This is a genomic window from Rhizobium sp. SL86, from assembly GCF_026672545.1.
Classification (GTDB): Bacteria; Pseudomonadota; Alphaproteobacteria; order Rhizobiales; family Rhizobiaceae; genus Neorhizobium.
The window spans coordinates 408,147-428,260 of the sequence record NZ_JAPPRJ010000002.1 but is presented as its reverse complement, the minus strand read 5'-3'; the positions used below and the strand labels follow the sequence as shown (position 1 = coordinate 428,260).

18 protein-coding genes are annotated in these 20,114 nt (G+C 59.8%); 3 read left to right on the top strand and 15 right to left on the bottom strand.

Translation table 11 applies throughout. The features are described 5' to 3' along the window. Nucleotides 1-2: 2 nt before the first annotated feature. The 13 genes from OU993_RS14215 to OU993_RS14155 form a co-directional block, all read right to left on the bottom strand. The gene (locus OU993_RS14215) at nucleotides 3-878 is read right to left on the bottom strand and encodes a branched-chain amino acid ABC transporter permease (RefSeq protein ID WP_268158404.1); all 876 of its coding nucleotides are present in this window, start codon (nucleotides 876-878) and stop codon (nucleotides 3-5) included. Between the two features lie 13 nt (nucleotides 879-891). Continuing rightward, complete coding sequence (locus OU993_RS14210) at nucleotides 892-2,148, bottom strand: ABC transporter substrate-binding protein (protein ID WP_268158402.1); 1,257 nt, start codon at nucleotides 2,146-2,148, stop codon at nucleotides 892-894. Nucleotides 2,149-2,215: 67 nt separating this feature from the next. Further along, nucleotides 2,216-3,808, bottom strand: coding sequence for a GMC family oxidoreductase (locus OU993_RS14205; RefSeq protein ID WP_268158400.1), 1,593 nt, complete (start codon nucleotides 3,806-3,808; stop codon nucleotides 2,216-2,218). Nucleotides 3,809-3,864: 56 nt separating this feature from the next. After that, complete coding sequence (locus OU993_RS14200) at nucleotides 3,865-5,271, bottom strand: aldehyde dehydrogenase family protein (RefSeq protein WP_268158398.1); 1,407 nt, start codon at nucleotides 5,269-5,271, stop codon at nucleotides 3,865-3,867. 104 nt (nucleotides 5,272-5,375) lie between these two features. Beyond that, nucleotides 5,376-6,332: a helix-turn-helix domain-containing protein gene (locus OU993_RS14195; RefSeq protein ID WP_268158396.1), complete on the bottom strand. Its 957-nt coding sequence runs from the start codon at nucleotides 6,330-6,332 to the stop codon at nucleotides 5,376-5,378. 91 nt (nucleotides 6,333-6,423) lie between these two features. Next, entirely contained in the window at nucleotides 6,424-7,230 is an 807-nt protein-coding gene (gene hpaI / locus OU993_RS14190; protein ID WP_268158394.1) for a 4-hydroxy-2-oxoheptanedioate aldolase, read from the bottom strand. A 14-nt stretch (nucleotides 7,231-7,244) separates the two neighbouring features. Next, on the bottom strand, nucleotides 7,245-8,048 hold the full coding sequence (gene hpaH / locus OU993_RS14185) for a 2-oxo-hept-4-ene-1,7-dioate hydratase (RefSeq protein ID WP_268158392.1): 804 nt from the start codon (nucleotides 8,046-8,048) through the stop codon (nucleotides 7,245-7,247). A gap of 1 nt (nucleotide 8,049) precedes the next feature. Then, nucleotides 8,050-8,925, bottom strand: a complete 876-nt coding sequence (locus OU993_RS14180) for a fumarylacetoacetate hydrolase family protein (protein WP_268158391.1) — start codon at nucleotides 8,923-8,925, stop codon at nucleotides 8,050-8,052. 9 nt (nucleotides 8,926-8,934) lie between these two features. Continuing rightward, on the bottom strand, nucleotides 8,935-10,389 hold the full coding sequence (gene gabD, locus OU993_RS14175) for an NADP-dependent succinate-semialdehyde dehydrogenase (RefSeq protein WP_268158390.1): 1,455 nt from the start codon (nucleotides 10,387-10,389) through the stop codon (nucleotides 8,935-8,937). Between the two features lie 61 nt (nucleotides 10,390-10,450). After that, nucleotides 10,451-11,431: a 3,4-dihydroxyphenylacetate 2,3-dioxygenase gene (gene hpaD / locus OU993_RS14170; RefSeq protein WP_268158389.1), complete on the bottom strand. Its 981-nt coding sequence runs from the start codon at nucleotides 11,429-11,431 to the stop codon at nucleotides 10,451-10,453. 23 nt (nucleotides 11,432-11,454) lie between these two features. After that, complete coding sequence (gene hpaE, locus OU993_RS14165; protein WP_268158387.1) at nucleotides 11,455-12,969, bottom strand: 5-carboxymethyl-2-hydroxymuconate semialdehyde dehydrogenase; 1,515 nt, start codon at nucleotides 12,967-12,969, stop codon at nucleotides 11,455-11,457. A gap of 61 nt (nucleotides 12,970-13,030) precedes the next feature. After that, on the bottom strand, nucleotides 13,031-13,423 hold the full coding sequence (locus OU993_RS14160; RefSeq protein WP_268158385.1) for a 5-carboxymethyl-2-hydroxymuconate Delta-isomerase: 393 nt from the start codon (nucleotides 13,421-13,423) through the stop codon (nucleotides 13,031-13,033). Between the two features lie 705 nt (nucleotides 13,424-14,128). Next, complete coding sequence (locus OU993_RS14155; RefSeq protein ID WP_442792984.1) at nucleotides 14,129-14,662, bottom strand: alpha/beta fold hydrolase; 534 nt, start codon at nucleotides 14,660-14,662, stop codon at nucleotides 14,129-14,131. Between the two features lie 905 nt (nucleotides 14,663-15,567). On the opposite strand from OU993_RS14155, the gene OU993_RS14150 reads away from it, so the two are divergent. The 3 genes from OU993_RS14150 to OU993_RS14140 all read left to right on the top strand — a co-directional run bounded on the left by OU993_RS14150 (nucleotide 15,568) and on the right by OU993_RS14140 (nucleotide 17,520). After that, nucleotides 15,568-16,122, top strand: a complete 555-nt coding sequence (locus OU993_RS14150) for a hypothetical protein (RefSeq protein ID WP_268158383.1) — start codon at nucleotides 15,568-15,570, stop codon at nucleotides 16,120-16,122. Nucleotides 16,123-16,422: 300 nt separating this feature from the next. Then, nucleotides 16,423-17,067: a response regulator transcription factor gene (locus OU993_RS14145; RefSeq protein WP_268158382.1), complete on the top strand. Its 645-nt coding sequence runs from the start codon at nucleotides 16,423-16,425 to the stop codon at nucleotides 17,065-17,067. A 66-nt stretch (nucleotides 17,068-17,133) separates the two neighbouring features. Beyond that, the gene (locus tag OU993_RS14140; RefSeq protein WP_268158380.1) at nucleotides 17,134-17,520 is read left to right on the top strand and encodes a response regulator transcription factor; all 387 of its coding nucleotides are present in this window, start codon (nucleotides 17,134-17,136) and stop codon (nucleotides 17,518-17,520) included. Between the two features lie 266 nt (nucleotides 17,521-17,786). Here OU993_RS14140 and OU993_RS14135 read toward each other — a convergent pair whose 3' ends face one another. Beyond that, on the bottom strand, nucleotides 17,787-18,557 hold the full coding sequence (locus OU993_RS14135; protein ID WP_268158378.1) for a GNAT family N-acetyltransferase: 771 nt from the start codon (nucleotides 18,555-18,557) through the stop codon (nucleotides 17,787-17,789). 448 nt (nucleotides 18,558-19,005) lie between these two features. Continuing rightward, a complete protein-coding gene (locus tag OU993_RS14130; RefSeq protein ID WP_268158376.1) occupies nucleotides 19,006-20,046 on the bottom strand; it encodes a glutamine synthetase beta-grasp domain-containing protein in 1,041 nt (346 codons plus the stop codon). Nucleotides 20,047-20,114: the final 68 nt, after the last annotated feature.

The window sequence follows — 20,114 nt, the reverse complement described above, 5'->3', positions numbered from 1 at the left end:
TCTCAATCCTCTCCCGCGAATGTCAGTCGTCGACCGCGCTGCAGCCACATCAGAGCCAGCGTCGCGATGACGAAGGGAGCGGCCACGCGGAATGGAGCGAGCGGCTTTACCAGGGTCAGCATGCTTTCGGTCACTCCGATCAGAAGCCCGGCCACGAAAGTGACGGGAATGGATTTCAGTCGTCCGATGATGGTCGTGGCGATCACCGGGATGACGAGAAAGGTAAGAACTGCCGGATCGAGCCGCACCAGCCCTCCGAACAGGAGGCCCGTGAAGCCGGCCAGCACGCCCGAGATGCCCCAGGCGATGGCCTCGACGCGGCGAACAGGGACACCGAGAATGGCCGCCACCTCACGGTTGTCGGCGAGCGCCCGCATCAGCAGACCCGTGCAGGTTCTCGACAGATAGATCCCCATCGCGATCGTGGCGGTCACCCCGCCGGCCAGCGCGATCAACCGGGTGCCATTGATACGGACCCCGATGATGGAAAAACCGAGACTGTCTGAGAACAGGCCGAGCTTGCGCGACGTCACCATCCAGATGAGGTTCATCAGGCCGAGCAGACACAGCGCAAAGCCGAGGGTTGCCACCGCCTTGATGACCGGCTCCCGGTGGGCGAGTTGCGGAGCGACCAGCAGGCCGAAGCCAAGCGAGAGAGCGAGGCTCACCCCCATGGCGGCCGCCCAGGCAAGAGGCTCCGGCAGGTGCCATTCCAGCACCTGCCAGGCGGTCATGGCGCCCACGGCACCAATGGCACCATAAGCAAAGTTGAGTACACCGGTGGCGCGGTTGAGGATCACAAGCCCCACCCCACCCAGCGCATAGAGGGCGCCGACGGCGAGCCCCGAGACGAGGAACATTCCATAGGTGCCCAGCATGACCGCGACCGCCTCAGTTCACGATGCCGAGCGCTTTTTCATTGGCGCGGTAGGGATCGAGATAGGCACTGTCCACGTCCATGCACTCACCGACGATCTTGTAGCCACCCTCGATCATCTGGACCATCATGTTGGCGTGGTTGGGCATGTGGCGATCGCCTGGGCCGACGTAATACGGGCCGCACAGCAGGTCGGAGGTGTAGTTCTTGATGTTGCGGATCGCCTCGGTCACCGTGGCACGGTCGAGCTTTGCCGGGTCCTGTTGCAGGATGGCAGCGACGAAGAAGCGGGCAGAGAGGTATCCGGCCTGGCTGAACGTGTCACGCGGATCATCGGCAGTGCCAAACGCGTCGAGAACCGCGCGCCAGTTGCTCGCATCCGGACCTTTTCCGTCGATCGGTGTCAGCTCGATGTTGACATACATGACGCCGGACCAGTCGGTCCCGAGCATGGCTGGAACATCACGATCATAAAGCGGCGTGGAGGAGATCCATTTGTAGCTGTCGCGCTGGCCGGACTCGAGAGCCGCCTTGAGGAACGCTGCAGCCATGCCTGCGGGCAGATTAACGAGCACCGTATCTGCACCAGAGGCCACGGCTTCGAGAAAGGCCGAGTTCATATCCGCCGCCGAGGGATCGAGCAGTACGCTTGTGCCTGCCAGGTTCTTCGACTGCATGTATTTCTCGACCCAGCCGCAGGAATACGGGCCGACGCTCGGAATGGTCAGACCGATGCACACGACATTGGTCGAGCCGAGATTGGCGACTGCCCATTGTGCCGCGCCGACGGAAGACGGCAGCGGACCCTCGTTGGTGGAAACGATGTTCTTCGATTCGAAGCATTCGGCCACGGCACAACCGGAGGCCATGGCCATCACGCCCTCTTCCTCGTAGAGCTTGGCATTCACGCCCATCTCGACGAAGGAGGCGTTGCCGACGAGCGCAACCACATCTTCGTCCTTGACCAGCTTGGTCGCGACCTGCGCGGCAACTTCCGGGTTCCATTGGTCGTCCTCGACGAGATATTCGATCGGGCGGCCATGGATCCCGCCATTGGCGTTCACGCAGTCGAAATAGGCCTTCGCCGCACGCGAGGCCGACGAGAAATCGTCGGGGCCCGTCCGACCGACGATCGCCCCGACCTTGATCGGTTCACCGGTCGCCGCCCGGCCGTTGTTCAAGCCGCAGCTTGGCGCGGCGGCGGCGGAGCCCGCCGAGAGCAGGAGCAGGACGGCAATGGCGGCAGATCCGCCCCAAAGATGCGATTTCATAATTTCCTCCCAATCTGCCGGAACCCGGCGTCGTGGCCCAAAGGCCGGTTTTGATCGCGCGATCTCCTCAGGCCGCCCGATCCCTACCCAAGATGAAGCGGCTGGCGCGCTCCCCGATCATGATGGTTGGTGCATTGGTGTTGCCCGAGACGAGCGTCGGCATGATCGAAGCATCCGCAACCCGAAGCCGGTCGACGCCGAAGACCTTGAGCTCCTCGTCGACGACGGCCATACGATCTTCCCGGACGCCCATCTTGGCCGTACCGGAGGGATGAAAGACGGTCTTTGAGACACCGCGGATGTAATCGCGCAGGGCTTCCGGATCCTTCTCGATGCCGGGTCTCGGCAGCACGCGACGCGTGATGATCTTCGCCAGGGACGGCGCCTCGGTGATCTTGATTGCCAGCTCCACACCGCGGACCAGGGTCTCCAGATCGGCCGGATTTGCGAAGGAATTGGCGTGGAAGAGTGCGGGATCCCGGGGATTGGCCGAACGAAGCTTGACGGTGCCGCGCGACTGCGGCCGCAGGAAGCACGGACCAATCGAGATGCCATGTCCCGGCTCGGCCAGCCGCTCTCCGAAGCCATTGAAGCTCGGGAGCACATGGAATTGTATGTCAGGCTGGCCAAGACCAGCGGTGTCGACGAAGCCACCGGATTCCACGACGGTCGAGGTCAGCAGACCTGTCTTCGTCAGCATGTATTGCAGCATGTGGCTGACGGCTGCGAGGCCCTTGTCCTGGCCGAACAGCGACATAATGCTGACTTCGGCCTGAACCGTCGCCTCCAGATGATCCTGGTAGTTCTCCCCGACGCCCGGCAGATCTGCCACAACCTCGATCCCATGCGCGCGCAGGTGCTCGGCAGCACCAATGCCGGACAATTGCAGGATCTTGGGCGTGGCAATCGCGCCCGCCGTCAGCACGATCTCGCCACGCGCCTTCACCCTTTCGCCGGACGAGAGCTGCACGCCGGTTGCGGTGCGCCCTTCGAACAGGATCTTTTCGACCTTGATGCCGGTCATGATCTCAAGATTGTCGCGACCTTCGGCTTCCCGCAGGAATGCCTGTGCGGCGCTCCAGCGGCGACCATTGTTCGTCGTCGTCTGGTAAAAGCCGACGCCTTCCTGCTCGGCACCATTGAAGTCTTCATTATACTTGATCCCAGCCTCCTGGGCGGCACGGATGAAGGCCCAGGACAAGGGATGGCCATAGCGGCGGTCCGACACTTTCAACTGGCCGTCCGCGCCGTGAAACTCTCCCGAAAGCCGCTGATTGCCCTCAAGATCGCGGAAGACGGGAAGCACTTTCTCATAGGACCAGGACCGGCATCCCATCTGCGCCCAGGTCTCGTAGTCCTGGCGCTGGCCACGGATATAGATCATCGCATTGACCGAACTACCGCCACCGAGAACATTGCCCTGCGGCACGACATTCGGCTTGCCCTTGATGCCGGGATCCGGTTCGGACATGTAGAATTGCACGTCCCTCCCCTTCTCGATCACCTTGAAGAAGGTGGCGGGGATATGAATGAACTTTGCAGTGTCCTTCTGTCCGCTCTCGATCAGCAGGACCGTGTTGGCCGGATTTTCCGAAAGACGTGCGGCCACCACGGAACCCGAGGATCCGCCACCAACGACGATATAATCAAACTCACGCATTTGAGTCTCCCGCACGGTCTCGCAACAGCCGCGCCTTGAAAAACGTGCCGATCGGTTCAGGAAAAAACGGTCTGGATGGTGGTGAATTCCTTCAGCCCGTCGACGCCGAACTCGACGCCGATCCCGGACTGTTTCACACCTCCGAAGGGCGCATTGGGCTGGATCGCACCATGCTTGTTGATCCAGACCGAACCGCATTCGAGCCGCGCCGCAATCTGCTTGGCCTTGGCGACATCGCCCGACCAGACCGAGCCGCCGAGGCCGCTCGGATTGTCGTTGGCCTTGGCAATTGCCTCTTCGATGTCGTGGTAGCGGATGATCGGCAGGGCCGGACCGAACTGCTCGAGGTCGACGAGCTTGGCACCGTGATCGACATCGGCGACAAGGGTGACGGGATAGAAGTAACCGGGTCCGCCCTGTGGCGCACCACCCGTCAGCACCCGACCGCCCTTGGCAACCGCATCTTCGACGAAGGCCGAGACGATGTCGAACTGAGCCGAATTCTGAAGCGGGCCGAGAACAACCTCCTCTGCCAGGCCGTCACCCACCTTGATGGCGGACGCATAGGCAGCGAGCGCATCGCACACCGCATCGTAGATGCTGTCATGCACATAGAGGCGCTTCAGGCAGGCGCAGGTCTGGCCGCTGTTGATGAACGCGCCCCAAAACAGACCTTCGGCGATCGCCTTCGGATCGGCATCGGGCAGGACGATACCCGCATCGTTACCGCCAAGCTCGAGCGTCAACCGCTTCAGCGTGTCGGCGGCGGATGCCATCACGCGACGTCCCGTGGCGGTCGACCCGGTGAAGGTGATCTTGGCGATATCTGGATGGGAGGTCAGCGCTGCTCCGAGATCGTTGTTGTCGGCAATGACGTTAACGACACCGGCCGGCAACACCTCGTTCATCAGTTCCACGAGACGGATGGTCGTCAGTGGCGTGTTCGGCGACGGCTTGATCACCACGGTATTGCCGGTACGGATAGCCGGGATGATATGCCAGCAGGCGATCATGACCGGCCAGTTCCACGGCGTGATGGCGGCAACGACGCCGATCGGCTTTCGATGCAATTCCACCCGGCCCTCCGGACCGTCCTGGACCACCTCGATCGGCAGATCCAAGGACGCCGTGTGGCGTGTCCAGGCAACAGCACCGCCGATCTCGAAGCGCGAACCGAGCCCGTTGAGCGGCTTGCCCTGCTCCAACGTGAGAAGCCGTGCCAGTTCCTCCGCATTCGCCTCGATCGTCTCCGCCACACGCGCGCAGAGCGCTGCACGCTCGGAGGAGGACCGGCCGGCCCAGGCAGGGAAGGCAGATTTGGCGGCGGATACGGCAGTGTTGAGATCGTCGATGGTGGCCAGTGGCGACATGCCCACGACCGCGCCCGAGGAGGGGTTCCTGACTTCTTTGTGACGCGTGGTCGCAACCGCCTTGCCACCGATGACAAGCGTAAATTCCTGCATGATACATCCTCCCATGCACTGCAATGGAAGGAGACTAGCCAATGCTCGTCGGTAATTCTTGGATCACGGCGCGGCATGAATTGGACAAAAGCGCGGCAACCGCCTCAAGCCATCACCACATCCTTGGGCGAGCAATCGAACAGCTTGCGGAAGCTGCGATTGAAGTAGGAAATGTCATTGAAACCGACCGAATAGGCGACGTCCGCAATAGCGCCCGGATGATGCGCGCCCCGCAGTCTTTCAAGCCTCGCCCGGGCAAGGTGCAGGCGCTTGAGCTTGATCATGCCGGTCACCGTCATGCCCTGCGAACTTAGGTCCTCCTGAAGGGTCCGCAACGAAACGCCAACGCGGTTGGCAAGCCATTGCGGCGTCAGATATTCCTCGGTCAGGTTCTCGTCGATCAGCACCTGGACGACCTCAAGCCGTCCCGTGCCGCTGTCGCCACGGACGAAGAATTCTTCGCCCGGATCGGACGCGAAGGCCTGTCGCGTCGTGTTGAACAGCAGCTCCCTGAGATGCGGCGCCCGATTGTCATCGCTTGATGTGCTCATCATCTTGGCCACGAGCGCGCCGAGCATGATCGACATCGGGTCATCCGCCCTGATCTTGCGCGTCACCGAAATCCGCACGGCCCGATCCGACAACAGCATCTGTCTGGGCAGGTGCACGGACAGGTGATTGGAAAATGAGCCGCCGAAGTAAAAGACGGACGGCCTCGTGGAATCGACGAGAATGCATTCCCCCGGGTGGAGCTGCTCCTGACGGCCTGACTGTTCGACCCCACAGGAGCCTTCCAGCTGCAACAGCAGGAACAGGTTGTCGCCCTGATCGGCCCGGATGTCATCGGGATCACGGCGGATGTAATCGAGATCGTTCGCCACCTGCGCCAGTTCAACACCCGCGGCGTGAGACAGGGCGGCACAACCGCGTACCACGTTCGATCCGTCGTACCGGGTGGGATTGAAACGGCCGCAGATGGATTTGAGGTCCGACGTCCAGGCGTCGAACTCGCGCGTCACCCAATGCGTCGGAACGCAATGTTCCAAGCTCCCCAAATGCATGTCCGCCTCCTCCCAAAGTCGGTCACCCAGTTACTGAGCATGTTAACAAACCTGGCTTTTGTCAAATGCCGGGGCCAGTGGCTCTTACCCCTCAGTAGACCTTTGTGTCCGCCGTCGGCTGAGTCGGTTGTGCATTGTTGAAATCCTTGAGCAATCGGGAAGCGGCATTGCTGAGCAGCCCCACATCATTGCCGATCCCGACAAACGTGACTCCGAGTTCGGCATAACGTTTCGCGAGCCCGAGATCGCCGATCAGGATCCCGGCGGCCTTACCGGAAGCGATGATGCGGGCGATGGATCGCTCCACCACCTCCTGGACTTCAGAAGCGCCAGGCCGCCCGAGATACCCCATATCGGCAGCAAGGTCAGAAGGTCCGATGAACACACCGTCGACACCATCGACCGCACAGATCGCATCGAGGTTGTCGATCGCGACACGGCTCTCCACTTGCACCAGCAGGCAAATCTCGTCGTTGGCCGTCTGCAGGTAATCACCGATACGGTTGAAATCCGAGGCGCGCGCCAGCGCCGCGCCGACACCGCGCACACCCTGCGGCGGGTAACGCACGGCCTTGACCATTTCGGCAGCCGTTTGCGCATCATGTACCATGGGTATCAGCAGCGTCTGTGCGCCGATGTCCAGCATCTGCTTGACGATCCAGGTCTCACCGATCGGCGGGCGGATGATGGCCTGCGAGGACGAACCGCGCATCGCGCGCAATTGCTCGGCCAGCCGCGGAACGTCACTCGGCCCGTGTTCGGCGTCGAGAAGCAGCCAGTCGTAACCGGCACCGGCACAGATCTCGACCGTGTTCGGGCTGCCCAGCGCTTGCCAGAGGCCGATCTGCAGGCGGCCTTCTTTCAGCCCCTGCTTGAAGAAATTGCGCGGTGCGGGCATTGTTTTCTGCTTCCTTATTCGAAATAGAGGCTGACCGAGCCGTAAGGACCGAAGTCGCCGACGATCGTATCGCCATGTCGGGCCTCGATGGGCCTGATGAACGAGCCAGCGAGCACGACCTGCCCCGCCTCGATGCCATCCCCATAGTGCGCCAACCGATTGGCGAGCCACGCAATCCCACGGGCCGGTTGATTGAGCACACCCGCGCCCAGTCCCGTTTCCTCGACTTCGGCATTGCGGCTGACGATCGCCCCCATCCAGCGCATATCGATCTGGTCCGGGCGCACTGCGCGCCCGCCGGTAACGATGCCAGCATTGGCGGCATTGTCGGAAATCGTGTCGAACACCGTCCGCGTCTTTTTCGTTTCCGGATCGACCCGCAGAATACGGGTGTCGAGGATCTCCAGCGCGGGCGTCACGTAATCGGTGGCGTTCAGCACGTCGAACACCGTTACGCCCGGCCCCTTCAACGGGGCTTTCATGATGAAAGCGATCTCAGCCTCGATGCGTGGCTGGATGAAGCGATCTTTCGGAACGATAGCGCCATCTTCGAAGACCATATCGTCGAAGAGGACGCCAGAGTCCGGGATATCGATGTTGAGGGCGTATTGCATGGCCTTGGAAGTCAGGCCGATCTTCCAGCCGATCACCTTGCGGCCGACGGCAGCCTTCTTTTTCACCCAGGCGCCTTGGATAGCATAGGCGTCGTCCATGCCGATGTCGGGATGGACGAGCGACAAGAGGCCAGTTTGGATGCGGGTCCGCTCCGCCTCGTCGAGCTTTGCCGCTGCGGCTTCGATCTGCTCGGGGCTCAACATGTCATGCCTCGTCTTCAATGGTGTTGCTGAGGATGCCTAGACCTTCGGCCTCGACTTCGACCACGTCGCCCGGCTTCAGCCAGATCGGCGGATCGAAACGGGCACCAGCACCGGTCGGCGTGCCGCAGACGATCACGTCGCCCGGTACGAGCGTGGTGAAGGTCGAGATGTAGTTGATGATCTTGCGGAAGGAAAAGATCATCCGGCTGGTGCGGTCGCTCTGGCGAACCTCGCCATTGACCCGGGTTTCGAGCTTGATGTCGGCCAGCTGACTTTCGTCGGTGAAGGGAATGAGCCAGGGGCCGATGGAGCCGGTCCGGTCGAAATTCTTGCCTTGGGTCACGTTGAATTTCGCATGCCGCACCCAGTCGCGGATGGTGCCCTCGTTACACAGCGAGAGCGCCGCGATGTGGTTGAGAGCGTCCTGTTCCGCGATCCTTCGGCCACCTTTTCCGATGACGATGACAATCTCGCCCTCGTAATCGAGCTGGGGACTTTCCGGCGGACGGATCAGCGGCTGGCCGTGTCCAGTAAAGGAGCGCGGAAAGCGGATGAACAAAGAAGGATTGGACGGGGCGGCCTGCCCGTCCTTGTATTCCTCATTGCGGTCCGGAAAGTTCACCCCGACGCAGATGATCTTTTCCGGCGCGGGAATGGGGATCTCGAAGGTTATCTCGGACAAAGCAAAATCCGGCGCCTCATCCGCGTGATCCTGCGCCAGTTGCACGAGAACATCCGCCTCGATCACCTCGCGGAGGGTCGGATAGCGTCTACCCAGACGCGCCGAGAGATCAAAGACGCCCTCACCTTTGACAAGTCCGTAGCCTTTGCGACCATCTGCCGTGCTGAAGCTGAGAAAACGCGGATGGGAGGTCATGGCATGCTCCTACTGAATGCCGCCGAGGCAGACATATTTGATTTCGGTGAATTCCTCGATGCCGTAACGCGAGCCTTCGCGTCCAAGGCCTGACAGTTTCACACCGCCAAACGGAGCTTCGGCTGTCGAGATCAGGCCGGTATTGACGCCGACCATCCCGTATTCCAGCGCCTCCGCCACCCGGAAGACGCGTGCGAGATCCTTGGCGTAGAAATAAGAGGCGAGCCCGAATTCGGTGTCGTTTGCCTGAGCGATCACATCGTTTTCGTCCTTGAACCGGAACAGGGGAGCGAGCGGCCCGAAGGTTTCCTCCTTCGCCACCATCATCGTCTGTGTGACGTCCGCGATAACGGTTGCTTCGTAGAAGTGGCCACCGAGTTGGTGACGCCGGCCTCCGGCCAGCACCCGTCCGCCCTGCGCGCAGGCATCCGCGACATGCTCCTCGACCTTGGCAAGCGCATTGCCGTCGATCAGCGGACCGAGCGTGACCCCCTCGTCGAAGCCGTTTCCGGTCTTCAACCGACCGACCGCACTGGCCAGCTTTTCAGCGAAGGCATCATAGACGCCATCCTGCACGTAAATCCGGTTGGCGCAGACGCAGGTCTGGCCATTGTTGCGGAACTTGGCAATCAGCGCACCGTCCACTGCTGCGTCCAGATCGGCATCGTCGAACACGATGAAAGGCGCATTGCCACCGAGTTCCAGCCCGAGTTTCTTGATGGTCGGCGCCGACTGCCGGTAAAGCTCCGCCCCGACTTCCGTCGAGCCGGTAAAGGTGAGCTTACGCACGACCGGGCTCGCCGTCAGTTCCGCACCGATCACGCGGGCAGACCCGGTGAGCACGCTGAACAGACCCTTTGGTACACCGGCCCGCTCCGCGAGGATGGCGAGCGCGATTGCCGAAAATGGTGTCTGCGACGCCGGCTTGAGAACCATCGCGCAACCGGCAGCGAAGGCGGGGCCTGCCTTGCGGGTGATCATCGCGTTCGGAAAGTTCCACGGCGTGATCGCAGCAACCACGCCGATCGGCTGCTTCATGACCAGGATACGCTTGTCCTTCTGGTGGCCCGGGATCATGTCCCCGTAAAGCCGCCTCGCCTCTTCGGCGAACCATTCGATGAAGGAGGCTCCATAGGCGATTTCCCCCTTGGCCTCTGCCAGCGGCTTGCCCTGCTCAAGAGTCAGGATCCGTCCGAGATCATCCTGGCTGGCCATGACCAGATCGTACCAGCGGCGCAGAATGACACTTCGTTCCTTCGCAGTACGACCAGCCCATTCCACCTGCGCCACTCTGGCCGCGTCGATTGCGGCGCGGGTTTCATCGGCGCCGAGATTGGGCACGCGCCCGATGATCTCGCCGGTTGCGGGATTGTCCACCGCGATGGACTTGGCCGGGTCGGCCTCGATCCAGTCACCCCCGACAAGGGCGGCCTGGCGGAAGAGTGTCGGGTCCTTGAGCTGCATGAACTGGCCTTGCTAAGAGGATCGGTCGGGCAGCATGGGACATGCCGCCCGCGGGAAAAGGTCAGGGCGCGATGATCGGCTGGGCCTTGAGTTCGGATGCCTTCGGTTCCACACCTTCGAACAGGCTGCCATGCTCGAACCAGGAGCGCGGAGCCGGCGCACCCCAGAGTGTCTGGCGCTGCGGGTCCTTCAGATCCCATTTGATCGGCTCCAGATCGGGATCGACCGTCTGGTAGTCCGAGCAATAGATCTCGATGCGGTGGCCATCGGGATCGAGGACGTAGAGGAAGAAGGCGTTGGAAATGCCGTGGCGACCCGGTCCACGCTCGATATTCGCCACCCAGCCTGTGCTGGACATCAGGTCGAGAAGGTCGATGATGTTGAGCGGCGTCGGCACCCAGAAAGCCGTGTGGTGCAGACGGGGCCCTGTGCCATTGGTGAAGGCGATATCATGCACGCCGCCCTTGCGGTGCATCCAGGCAGCCCACAGCTTACCGGTCTCCTCGTCTTCGGTGTATTCCGTCACACGGAAACCAAGCTCGTTGTAGAAGGCAACCGATGCATCGACATCCGACGAGAACAAGTTGAAATGGTCGATGCGCAGCGGCTTGACGCCGCGATAGAGCGCATATTGCTGGTGGATCGGCGGCAGGCGGTCCATCTTGGAATAAAATTCCAGCGGCGTGCCGTGTGGGTCGCGGGTACGGAAGGTGCGCGACTGATACGGTCGCTCGACCCATTCCACCGGCAGGCCCTTGGCCTTGAAGAAATGTTCCGCCTTGTCGAGATCCTCCTCGGAGAATACCTTGAAGCCAAGGTCGCGGGCAACCGATTCATGGCTCTTGCGCAGCACGATGCAATGGTGGCCGCGCTCTTCCATGGCCCGCAGATAGATGGCGTCCTTGTCTTCATCCGTCACCTGAAGACCAAGCGTGTCGACATAAAAGGCGCGCGAGCGGGCGAGATCCTTCACGCCGAACTCGACATGGCTCAGACGGATAATATTAAAGGGCGGATAAAGGATTGGTGTTGGAACGGGCATGTCTTTTCCTCCAGATGTCCTGATCAGCCGCCCAGCTTCTGAATGGCGTGCGGCTTGGTCGCGAATGCGATGTTCTTGGTTTCCATGTAGAAGTCGAAGGACCAGTCGCCGCCGTCACGGCCGATCCCGGAATTCTTGACGCCACCAAACGGGGTCGGCAGATGGCGGACATTTTCCGAGTTCACCCAGATCATTCCTGCTTCCAGCTGATCAGTGAAGCGGAAGGCGCGGGTCACGTCGGCGGTCCAGAGATAACCGGTCAGGCCGTACTGGACATCATTGGCGAGCGCCAGCGCCTCATCCTCGTCCTTGAAGGGGATCGCGGTCAGCACCGGACCGAAGATTTCTTCCTGGGCGATGCGCATCTGGTTGTTGGCGCCGGTAAACAGTGTCGGCAAAACATAACAACCACCACCGGGACCGGCGAATTTTTCACCGCCCGCCGCCACCCTGGCGCCTTCGGAACGGCCGATCTCGATATAGTTCAGAACCTTCTTTTCATGCACGGGATGGATCAGCGGGCCGACGACCGTTTCCGGATCGAGCGGATGGCCGACTTTGATACGTTTGGCCTTTTCCGCCACCATCGCTGTAAACTGGTCGTAGATCTTCTCCTCGATCAGCAATCGGGAGGAGGATGTGCAGCGCTCGCCGTTCAGCGAGTAGATCATGAAGACGGCAGCGTCGGCAGCGCGCTCCAGATCGGCATCGGCAAACACCACGACCGGATTCTTGCCGCCAAGCTCGAAATGCACCCGTTTCAGCGTATCGGCACCCTGCTTCATGATCATCGAGCCAGTGCGGCTTTCACCGACAAAGCCGATGGCCTTGATCAGCGGATGTTCGGTCAGGGCCTTGCCGGCATCCTCGCCGAAGCCGTTGACGAGATTCCAGACGCCCTTTGGCAGGCCGGCGTCTTCGGCAATTTCAACGAGAAGCCGCGCCGTCAGAGGTGAAAATTCCGCCGGCTTGTGAACGATGGTGCAGCCGGCGGCCAGCGCCGGTGCGATCTTCCAGGTGGACAGCATGAAGGGCGTGTTCCAGGGCGTGATGACGCCAACCGGCCCAATCGGAACGCGGGTGGTCATGTTGACCTGGCCCGGCGCGCGCAGCGACTTGCCGTCCCGTGCCTCGGGCGCGCGGTCTGCGAAGAAGCGGAAGTTTTCAGCGCCGCGAAGTGCTGCCTTGGCCATGAATTTCAGCGACTGCCCGGTATCCATGCACTCGACGAAGGCGATTTCCTCGGCGCGAGCGACAATGGCATCGGCAATTTTGTGCAGCAGTTTCTTGCGGGCCTCACCCGGCATGGCGGCCCATTCAGCAAAGGCGGCCTTGGCAGCCTTGGCAGCCAGGTCGATGTCGGCAGCCTTGCCTTGGGCCACCTTGGCTAGCACCTTCAGGTCAACCGGCGAAATCGTCTCGAAGCTTGCGCCGTCCAGCGCATCGTGGTCTTCGCCGCCGATGCGGTTTTTGACGCCGCCTTCGAACTTTTTCAGGTAGGCCTCAGCCTTGGCGAGATTGTCTTGAAATGTCGACATGGGTCATCTCCATGAGAATTGCTTAGGTGCCGTGACGCTGTGTCCGTCGGTGCGGGAGGGGTCAGCCGGTCTTCTGTCGAAGCCTTGGGTGAATGGCGTTCTTTTTCCAGCTCAAGTCTGCGTCGATCTCGCGGATCTCCAGCGAAAGCATGAAATGCGGCGTCTCGAAGCGTTCCGAAAGGAAGACGGAAACCGCGGCAAAGATCGTCTCGCCAGCCCGCTTCTTGTCAGCGTCGCTACGGCCCTTGCCGATGCGCAACGACATGTCGATGAAGGCATTTTCCGCCAGAAGATCGGCGATGGCATAGGCGTCGGTACGAAAACCGCGCACCCGGATGGCGCCGAGTTCGAACAGCCCGATCTGCATCATCGTCTCGTGAATGAGGCGCGCAAGCGCCCTCATGTCGACCACTCCCTCAAGATTGGCCGAATAATCGAAGGTGAAATGCGGCATGGTTCCTCCCGCCGTTTATATTTAACATGTTAAATTAATTCGCCTGCTTGTCAAGCGGGTAACTGAACCGATTTTGCACCGTTTCCGGCGTCGATCGCCAGCCGCCAGCGGGTCTTTGTCTTTACTCCTGCGTCGGGCCTTCAAAACAATCGGGAGATTGCGGTCTGGCTCGGCCCTTTGCCCCGGCAAAACTCCAGGATTGACAAGCCACGGCCGGGCGACGGTGCAAGGTGGGCGTACCAATGCATGTAGGCCGCCCATGGTCGGAGACATGAGGCTGGTCTTCTGGGACTGTGCGCAAGGGCGTTTCACCGGCAAATGATCGGGAAACAGTCTGGGCGGAAGACCTCGATGGTTGCTGCTGTCGTTCTCGCCAACAAGATGACAGGCATCGTGAAGCCGCATTGGCCAGGGGCTAACGGTTCACTCACGCCAAGGCTCGAGCCGTGTATTGCTTTGCCAACATGTTACTTGCTGCGCTTCATAAGCCACTGAACCCTGAATAGCCGAGCAGCGGGACGTCGCAACGCGAATCGAACCTGTCTTGCGTCTCGGTACGGGCACACTTCGGTTTCGAATCGAATTTCTTCTGACCCGGCATCGGCGTCGTGGATTGACTGACGGTGGCACTACACCCGAACAGCAAGCTCGTCGCGAGCACAGCACAAACCGTCCACTGCATAGACATGAGGCAAATCCTAAGCTCTAAATTGGGGAACGAGAAGGCGGAGACGTTTTTGCGGCCGCCTCCACTTCAGGAGAACGATCGCTCCTGGGACGGCAGGCTGCCTGCTCATCGCTGACATCATGGGCGAAGCCCTGCTTGAACTTCTCCGGCTTGACGAAGCCGTAACCGTCATCGCCGATGTCGAGCACGAATTCCGGCGTTGGAGCAAAACCATCATACTGCTGTGCCGTCGTCTCGCCCGCGTCGGGGGAAAGAGCCGAGACATAGACCAGTCCGGCAACTTTCGGATGCACACCAGCCTCCGTGATCACCGTACCGCCCCAGGAATGTCCAACGAGAATTGTCGGGCCATTCTGCATGTTGAGCAGGCGGTTCGTTGCCGCAACATCGTCTTCCAGCGAGGTCAGCGGGTTCTGAACGATCTTGACGTGATAGCCCCGCTTCGTGAGTTCGTCGTAGACCCCCCGCCAGCCGGCGCCGTCTGCAAAAGCACCATGCACGAGGACCACGTTCTTGACCGGTCCGGCGGTTGCCATCGCAGGAGTGAACATCGCAAGAGCGAGGGTCGTGGCGCTGGCGAGAGAGAGTGTGAGTTGTGTCAAATCCATGGCCTATTCCTTCTTTGCCTTGGGACTCAAGGTCGCGTTCAGAGGTCGAAATCGATCACCGTGCCGGGCAACGGGGGTGAAAAAACCGTTGCCCGGCCTGAGGTCACTGACTGAGCCTGCTTGAGAGGGGACATGAGGTCGTCAATCAGTAGGCATAAGATTGCAGCTGCCGCAGTCGATAGGTATCGACCTTCCGGCTCGCCGGGGCATCCCATGGTATTAGCCGTCTCGGACGAGACGGCAGGCTGACGAACAATCCTGAGGCTTGACGCGCCAAGACCGCCTTGATTGAGCGACAGTGAAATGGAAAAAGGACAGCGAGGCTGGAATAGGAACCGACTGTCGCGCTGGGGAGAGCTCCAAAGCACGGATGACCGTGGCACACCGAGATGCCGGAATCCTATGCCTGTAGGGAAAACGTGCGCGCGCAAGGAAGCCTTTAAGACGGCGGACGGCACTCCCCCAACGCAAGACAAGAACACGAGCGCGCGTCACCAGAGCGGCGACCGGCAGTCCTTCACGAAATTGGGATGAGCCGCGGACAGACCTCGTCTCCTCGCCGCATTTCATGGTACTCGGATTGGACGACAAGACTTCATACGCACCAACTCTTCGTCGGGCTTGTTCATCCGCTCCGTAAGCTGACGGTTTTCCACTGCCAGCGATGCAGCGTGCCATGAAGTCATCGACAGTGGGTCCGCGGGTCGGATTATCAGATTCCACAATCTGAGCCGTCGTACTCCGTGAGCCGCAGAGGTTAAGAGCCCCCGGCCATCTGGTATTGTCTAACCAGATGGCAACATCCGGCGCTTGAACCTTTTAGTCTCACGGTTCGACAGAATGGCCGGATGATCTCAAAATGCCTCGCCATTTCTCCGAAGCAAGTCCAAGGGACACGTCATGAGACAGGCGCGCCGACGGATAAAGGTGCGCCGAATTTAGTGCTTACCTTCAAACCGCCCCCTGGCGGCATTCTCGATCTCGGCTCTGGAGATCCCGATATCCTTCAGGAGATAGTCGGGCAAACGCAACATAACCTCCATATCATTCCGCCGTTTTCGCCAACGAATGAACCGGGTGACGAGATCCATTTTCTGCCCGGCATCGTGCGACCGGTATTCCGGCCGGGTGACAAAATGTGTGAAACTTCTAATCATTTGAACTCCATCCCTTATCTGCGCGGCCCCAAGCCCATTGGGACCAGCGAACGGCATGGAATGTCCGGCTTTTTCGCAGCCGCTGTGTTTCAGACAGAGGAAAAGATCTTACTAATGCAACGCAGCCACCAGATGAGGGTGCCGGTACCTCGCAGCAACAGCCGGGGGCCGCGTGAAGGAAAAGCGCGGCCACCACGCACCAACCATAATGTCGGTGAAGGCGCATTTTCCTCCGGCCAAACATAAAGGCCAGGCGAAGAGGAGCCCTTCATTTCCCGTCGTGACGCGTCGCTATAAAGCTCAGCATTGTGTCGGCCACCCCTGACATCCGGCGGAAATGATGCAGAACGGGCTCTGCGTCCGTTTGAAAAAATGAAACCTGATGCTGACGGACCGTACGATGAACATGAGGTCGCCCATGCGTCAAGATCATGTGTGCGAACAGGAAAGATGAATGCCTTAGATAGAAATGCTTCCACTAGTTTGCATTTTTTGGCATGACCTAAGGCCACAAAACTGAGCTTCTGGCGTGAATCGGGGCAGAACGTGAAAACGGCCACATCGATCATTTATATAATTGATGATGACGAATCTATGCGGTTCTCGCTTGAGTTCCTGTTCAAATCAGTTGGCTTTGCGACACGCGCGTTTGCATCGACGCAGGAATTCATAGCCGCCACTCGCCCTGATGCCGATGCGTGTCTCGTCCTCGATATCCGCTTGCAGGGAGCGAGCGGCCTCGACTTCCAGGAGCAGCTTCGTCGTTCTGGTATTAACATACCAGTCATTCTGATGACCGGTCACGGTGACATTCCGATGTCTGTCCGCGGCATGAAAGCGGGGGCCATCGATTTTCTGACCAAGCCTTTCCGGGATCAGGATATGCTGGATGCGGTCGCCTCTGCGCTAAAAATCGATCGGGACCGTCGCGCCACTCAAGAAGTGCTGGCGGACGTCGAGATCAGATACCAGTCGTTGACGGCGCGGGAGCAACAGGTCATGTCGATGGTGACAAAAGGCTTGCTCAACAAGCAGGTGGCCGGCGAACTTGGAATCAGCGAAGTCACCGTCAAAATCCACCGAGGTTCAGTGATGAAAAAGATGGGGGCACGCACCCTTCCCGACCTCGTTCGCATGTCGGATGCACTGAACCAACTGGCAGAAAAGCGTGCGACTAACACCACCGTATGATTCTCGAAATGTCCGAAATATGAAATTAAGGACGCGAGAATTGCTTGCGCCGAAAAGGCTGTTGGAATGGCGGTTACCCGAACAGTGCGAATTGCGGTCATCGATGATGACGACTCGTTCAGAACCGCAACAGAATGGCTGATGAAGGCTCACGGCTTTGCGGCAGCGGGTTATGCCTCCGCCAGAACTTTTCTCGATGAATATTCGGAAGAAGATGTTGATTGTATTATCTCCGACATCAACATGCCTGGGATTACGGGCCTTGAACTCAAGCAATGTTTGAATAAGCGAAGCTCCCACATACCGGTGATATTCGTCTCCGCTCAAACCGACCCTTCTTTGCCTGCCCGTGTGGCGGAGCATGGCGGTGCTGCGCTTCTGCAAAAGCCGTTCCACGGCCAGAGCCTTATAGCCGCTGTGAGGCTCGCCGTCGGTGAAACGGATGAAGACTGACCGACGTCAATGAAGGCTGCAAAGCATCACAAGCGCTTTCAGCCATGTTGCCCTTTCGGCGGGCCAGCATCGGCCAACACCTCGAAACAAGCCAATAAAAACCAGCCTGCGGCAGCCCGCACACAACAGGACCGGCATCCAGCCATCGGCAAGTCCCGGCCCAACCGTCATGGCGTTGGCGGAATGAACAACCGCCCGGCAATCGATGACGGTGGCGATCACACCGTCGCGCGGCATGGCCGTCTTCTCCCAAGGCGCAATGATGTTCAGGCTTTCGAAAATGACAGCATATCGTAAGCCGTGACATCGTCAAATCCGAGCTTTTTATACACAGGATACCCACTGCTGCTTGCTTGCAATGTTGCAACATCAAGGCCGCGTTCGAGACCAGCCATGCAGGCAGCATGGGTCAATGCGGTGCCGATGCCGAGGCGGCGATGGCTTTTCTTTGTCGCGACGAGATAGACACCAGCGACCCCTTCGTGAATGAAAAGCTCAGATGTCCCTACGATTTGGCCGTCAGCACGGGCGGCAAAACGCAGCAATTGACCAGGGGCGTCACGACGGCTCCGTTCCGCGAACAGCATCGCCGCGAAATCCTTTTCTGAAACCCCCATGGGCTCGCAGTAGCACTGAACCCATGCAGGAAGGTCCTCTGTTTCGTCCAGCAGTTCCAAGGTACAGTTGACTGGTATTTCCACCTTGGAGCTGAGTTCCCGAAGGTGAATTGCCATGACCGGCACCTTGGCGATTAGTTTCCCCCCGGCGTCAAGCACGTCCTGTGTGGCAGCCGGATAACTATCCGCACCGACCCACCAAGCCGACGGCATTTTTGCCAACTGCGATACGACGTCAGGAATTATATGCTTCGCACCCTGCTTCAGCTGCAAGACACCATTAAGCAATGGATGAGGCACTCCAGTCCGATAGACGGTGACGGCGCCATCAGCTTGAGTATTTGGCGAATAATTCACCCAGTATTGGCGACAATTGGCCAGCATGGCGGGCACGTCATAATGTCTTCCGGATGTCTTCATTTCACTGTCCCAAACCCATCACTGAACGGTGAGGCATTTGGTGTCGCTCATGTTGCTCGTTTGTATCAGATAGAGAGAGCGGCGTTTCATATGCAACCAGCCGCAATCAAAGTGATAACCGCAGTCCTTCGTGCTCAGCGTTTCACCAGGATATTGAACTTTTTGCCCATGCAGAACGGCAGACTTCTCGAAAGTCATCCGCCCAACGGCAGGGTCACGTTCTGGTTGGCCCCGATGCCGTTCCACTCACTCTAGCGACCGCCGAATAGGGAGACATCGGCACCACAACCATCGATCCCGGGCGCCCCTACAATCATCTCGGGAGACCCGCGCCTGACCCTATCGGAAGCCAAACTCAACACGAAGGCAGGAGGGGTCGCAAAAGTGATCCTCACAAGAGAACAGCGCCAAGGGCCCCGGCGCTGCCATCGCCATCCGCAATCTGACGTCAAGCCGCGGACTTGGCGGTATCGCTCGTCGGCACTTCGGCGATCGTTGCCAGAACGCGCGAAGCGATCGCGTAGGGGTCGCCCTGGGAGTTCGGGCGGCGGTCTTCGAGGTAACCGCGATAGCCGTTGTTGACGAAGGAGTGCGGAACGCGGATCGAGGCGCCACGGTCGGCAACGCCATAGGAGAACTTGTTCCACGGAGCGGTTTCGTGCTTACCGGTCAGGCGCAGGTGGTTGTCCGGACCGTAAACGTCGATGTGCTCCTTCCAGTTCTTCGCGAACGCGGCCATGAGCGCTTCGAAATGTTCCTTGCCGCCCACTTCACGCATGTAGGTGGTGGAGAAGTTGCAGTGCATGCCCGAGCCGTTCCAGTCGGTATCGCCGAGCGGCTTGCAGTGGAATTCGACGTCGATGCCGTACTTTTCGCAGAGGCGGAGCAGCAGGTAACGGGCCATCCAGATCTGATCGGCGGCCTTCTTGGAGCCCTTGCCGAACACCTGGAATTCCCACTGGCCCTTGGCCACTTCGGCATTGATGCCTTCGTGGTTGATGCCGGCGGCGAGGCAGAGGTCGAGGTGCTCTTCAACGATTTCGCGGGCAACCGAACCGACGTTCTTGTAGCCAACGCCCGTGTAATACGGACCCTGCGGAGCCGGGTAGCCTTGTTCCGGGAAGCCGAGCGGACGGCCGTTTTCGTAGAAGAAGTATTCCTGTTCGAAACCGAACCATGCGCCTTCATCGTCGAGGATCGTCGCGCGGCTGTTCGATGCATGCGGTGTGACGCCATCCGGCATCATGACTTCGCACATGACCAGCGCACCATTGGTGCGGGCCGGATCCGGATAGATGGCAACCGGCTTCAGAACGCAGTCCGAGCTATGACCTTCGGCCTGCATCGTGGACGAACCATCGAAGCCCCACAGCGGCAGCTGTTCCAGCGTCGGGAACGCGTCGAATTCCTTGATCTGGGTCTTCCCGCGAAGGTTCGGCACCGGCTTGTAGCCGTCGAGCCAGATATACTCGAGCTTGTACTTTGTCATGAAGAATATCTCCTGTTTCGGACATGGCGTTTTTGACCTGTACAGGCTGCAAGGCGATTACGGAAACG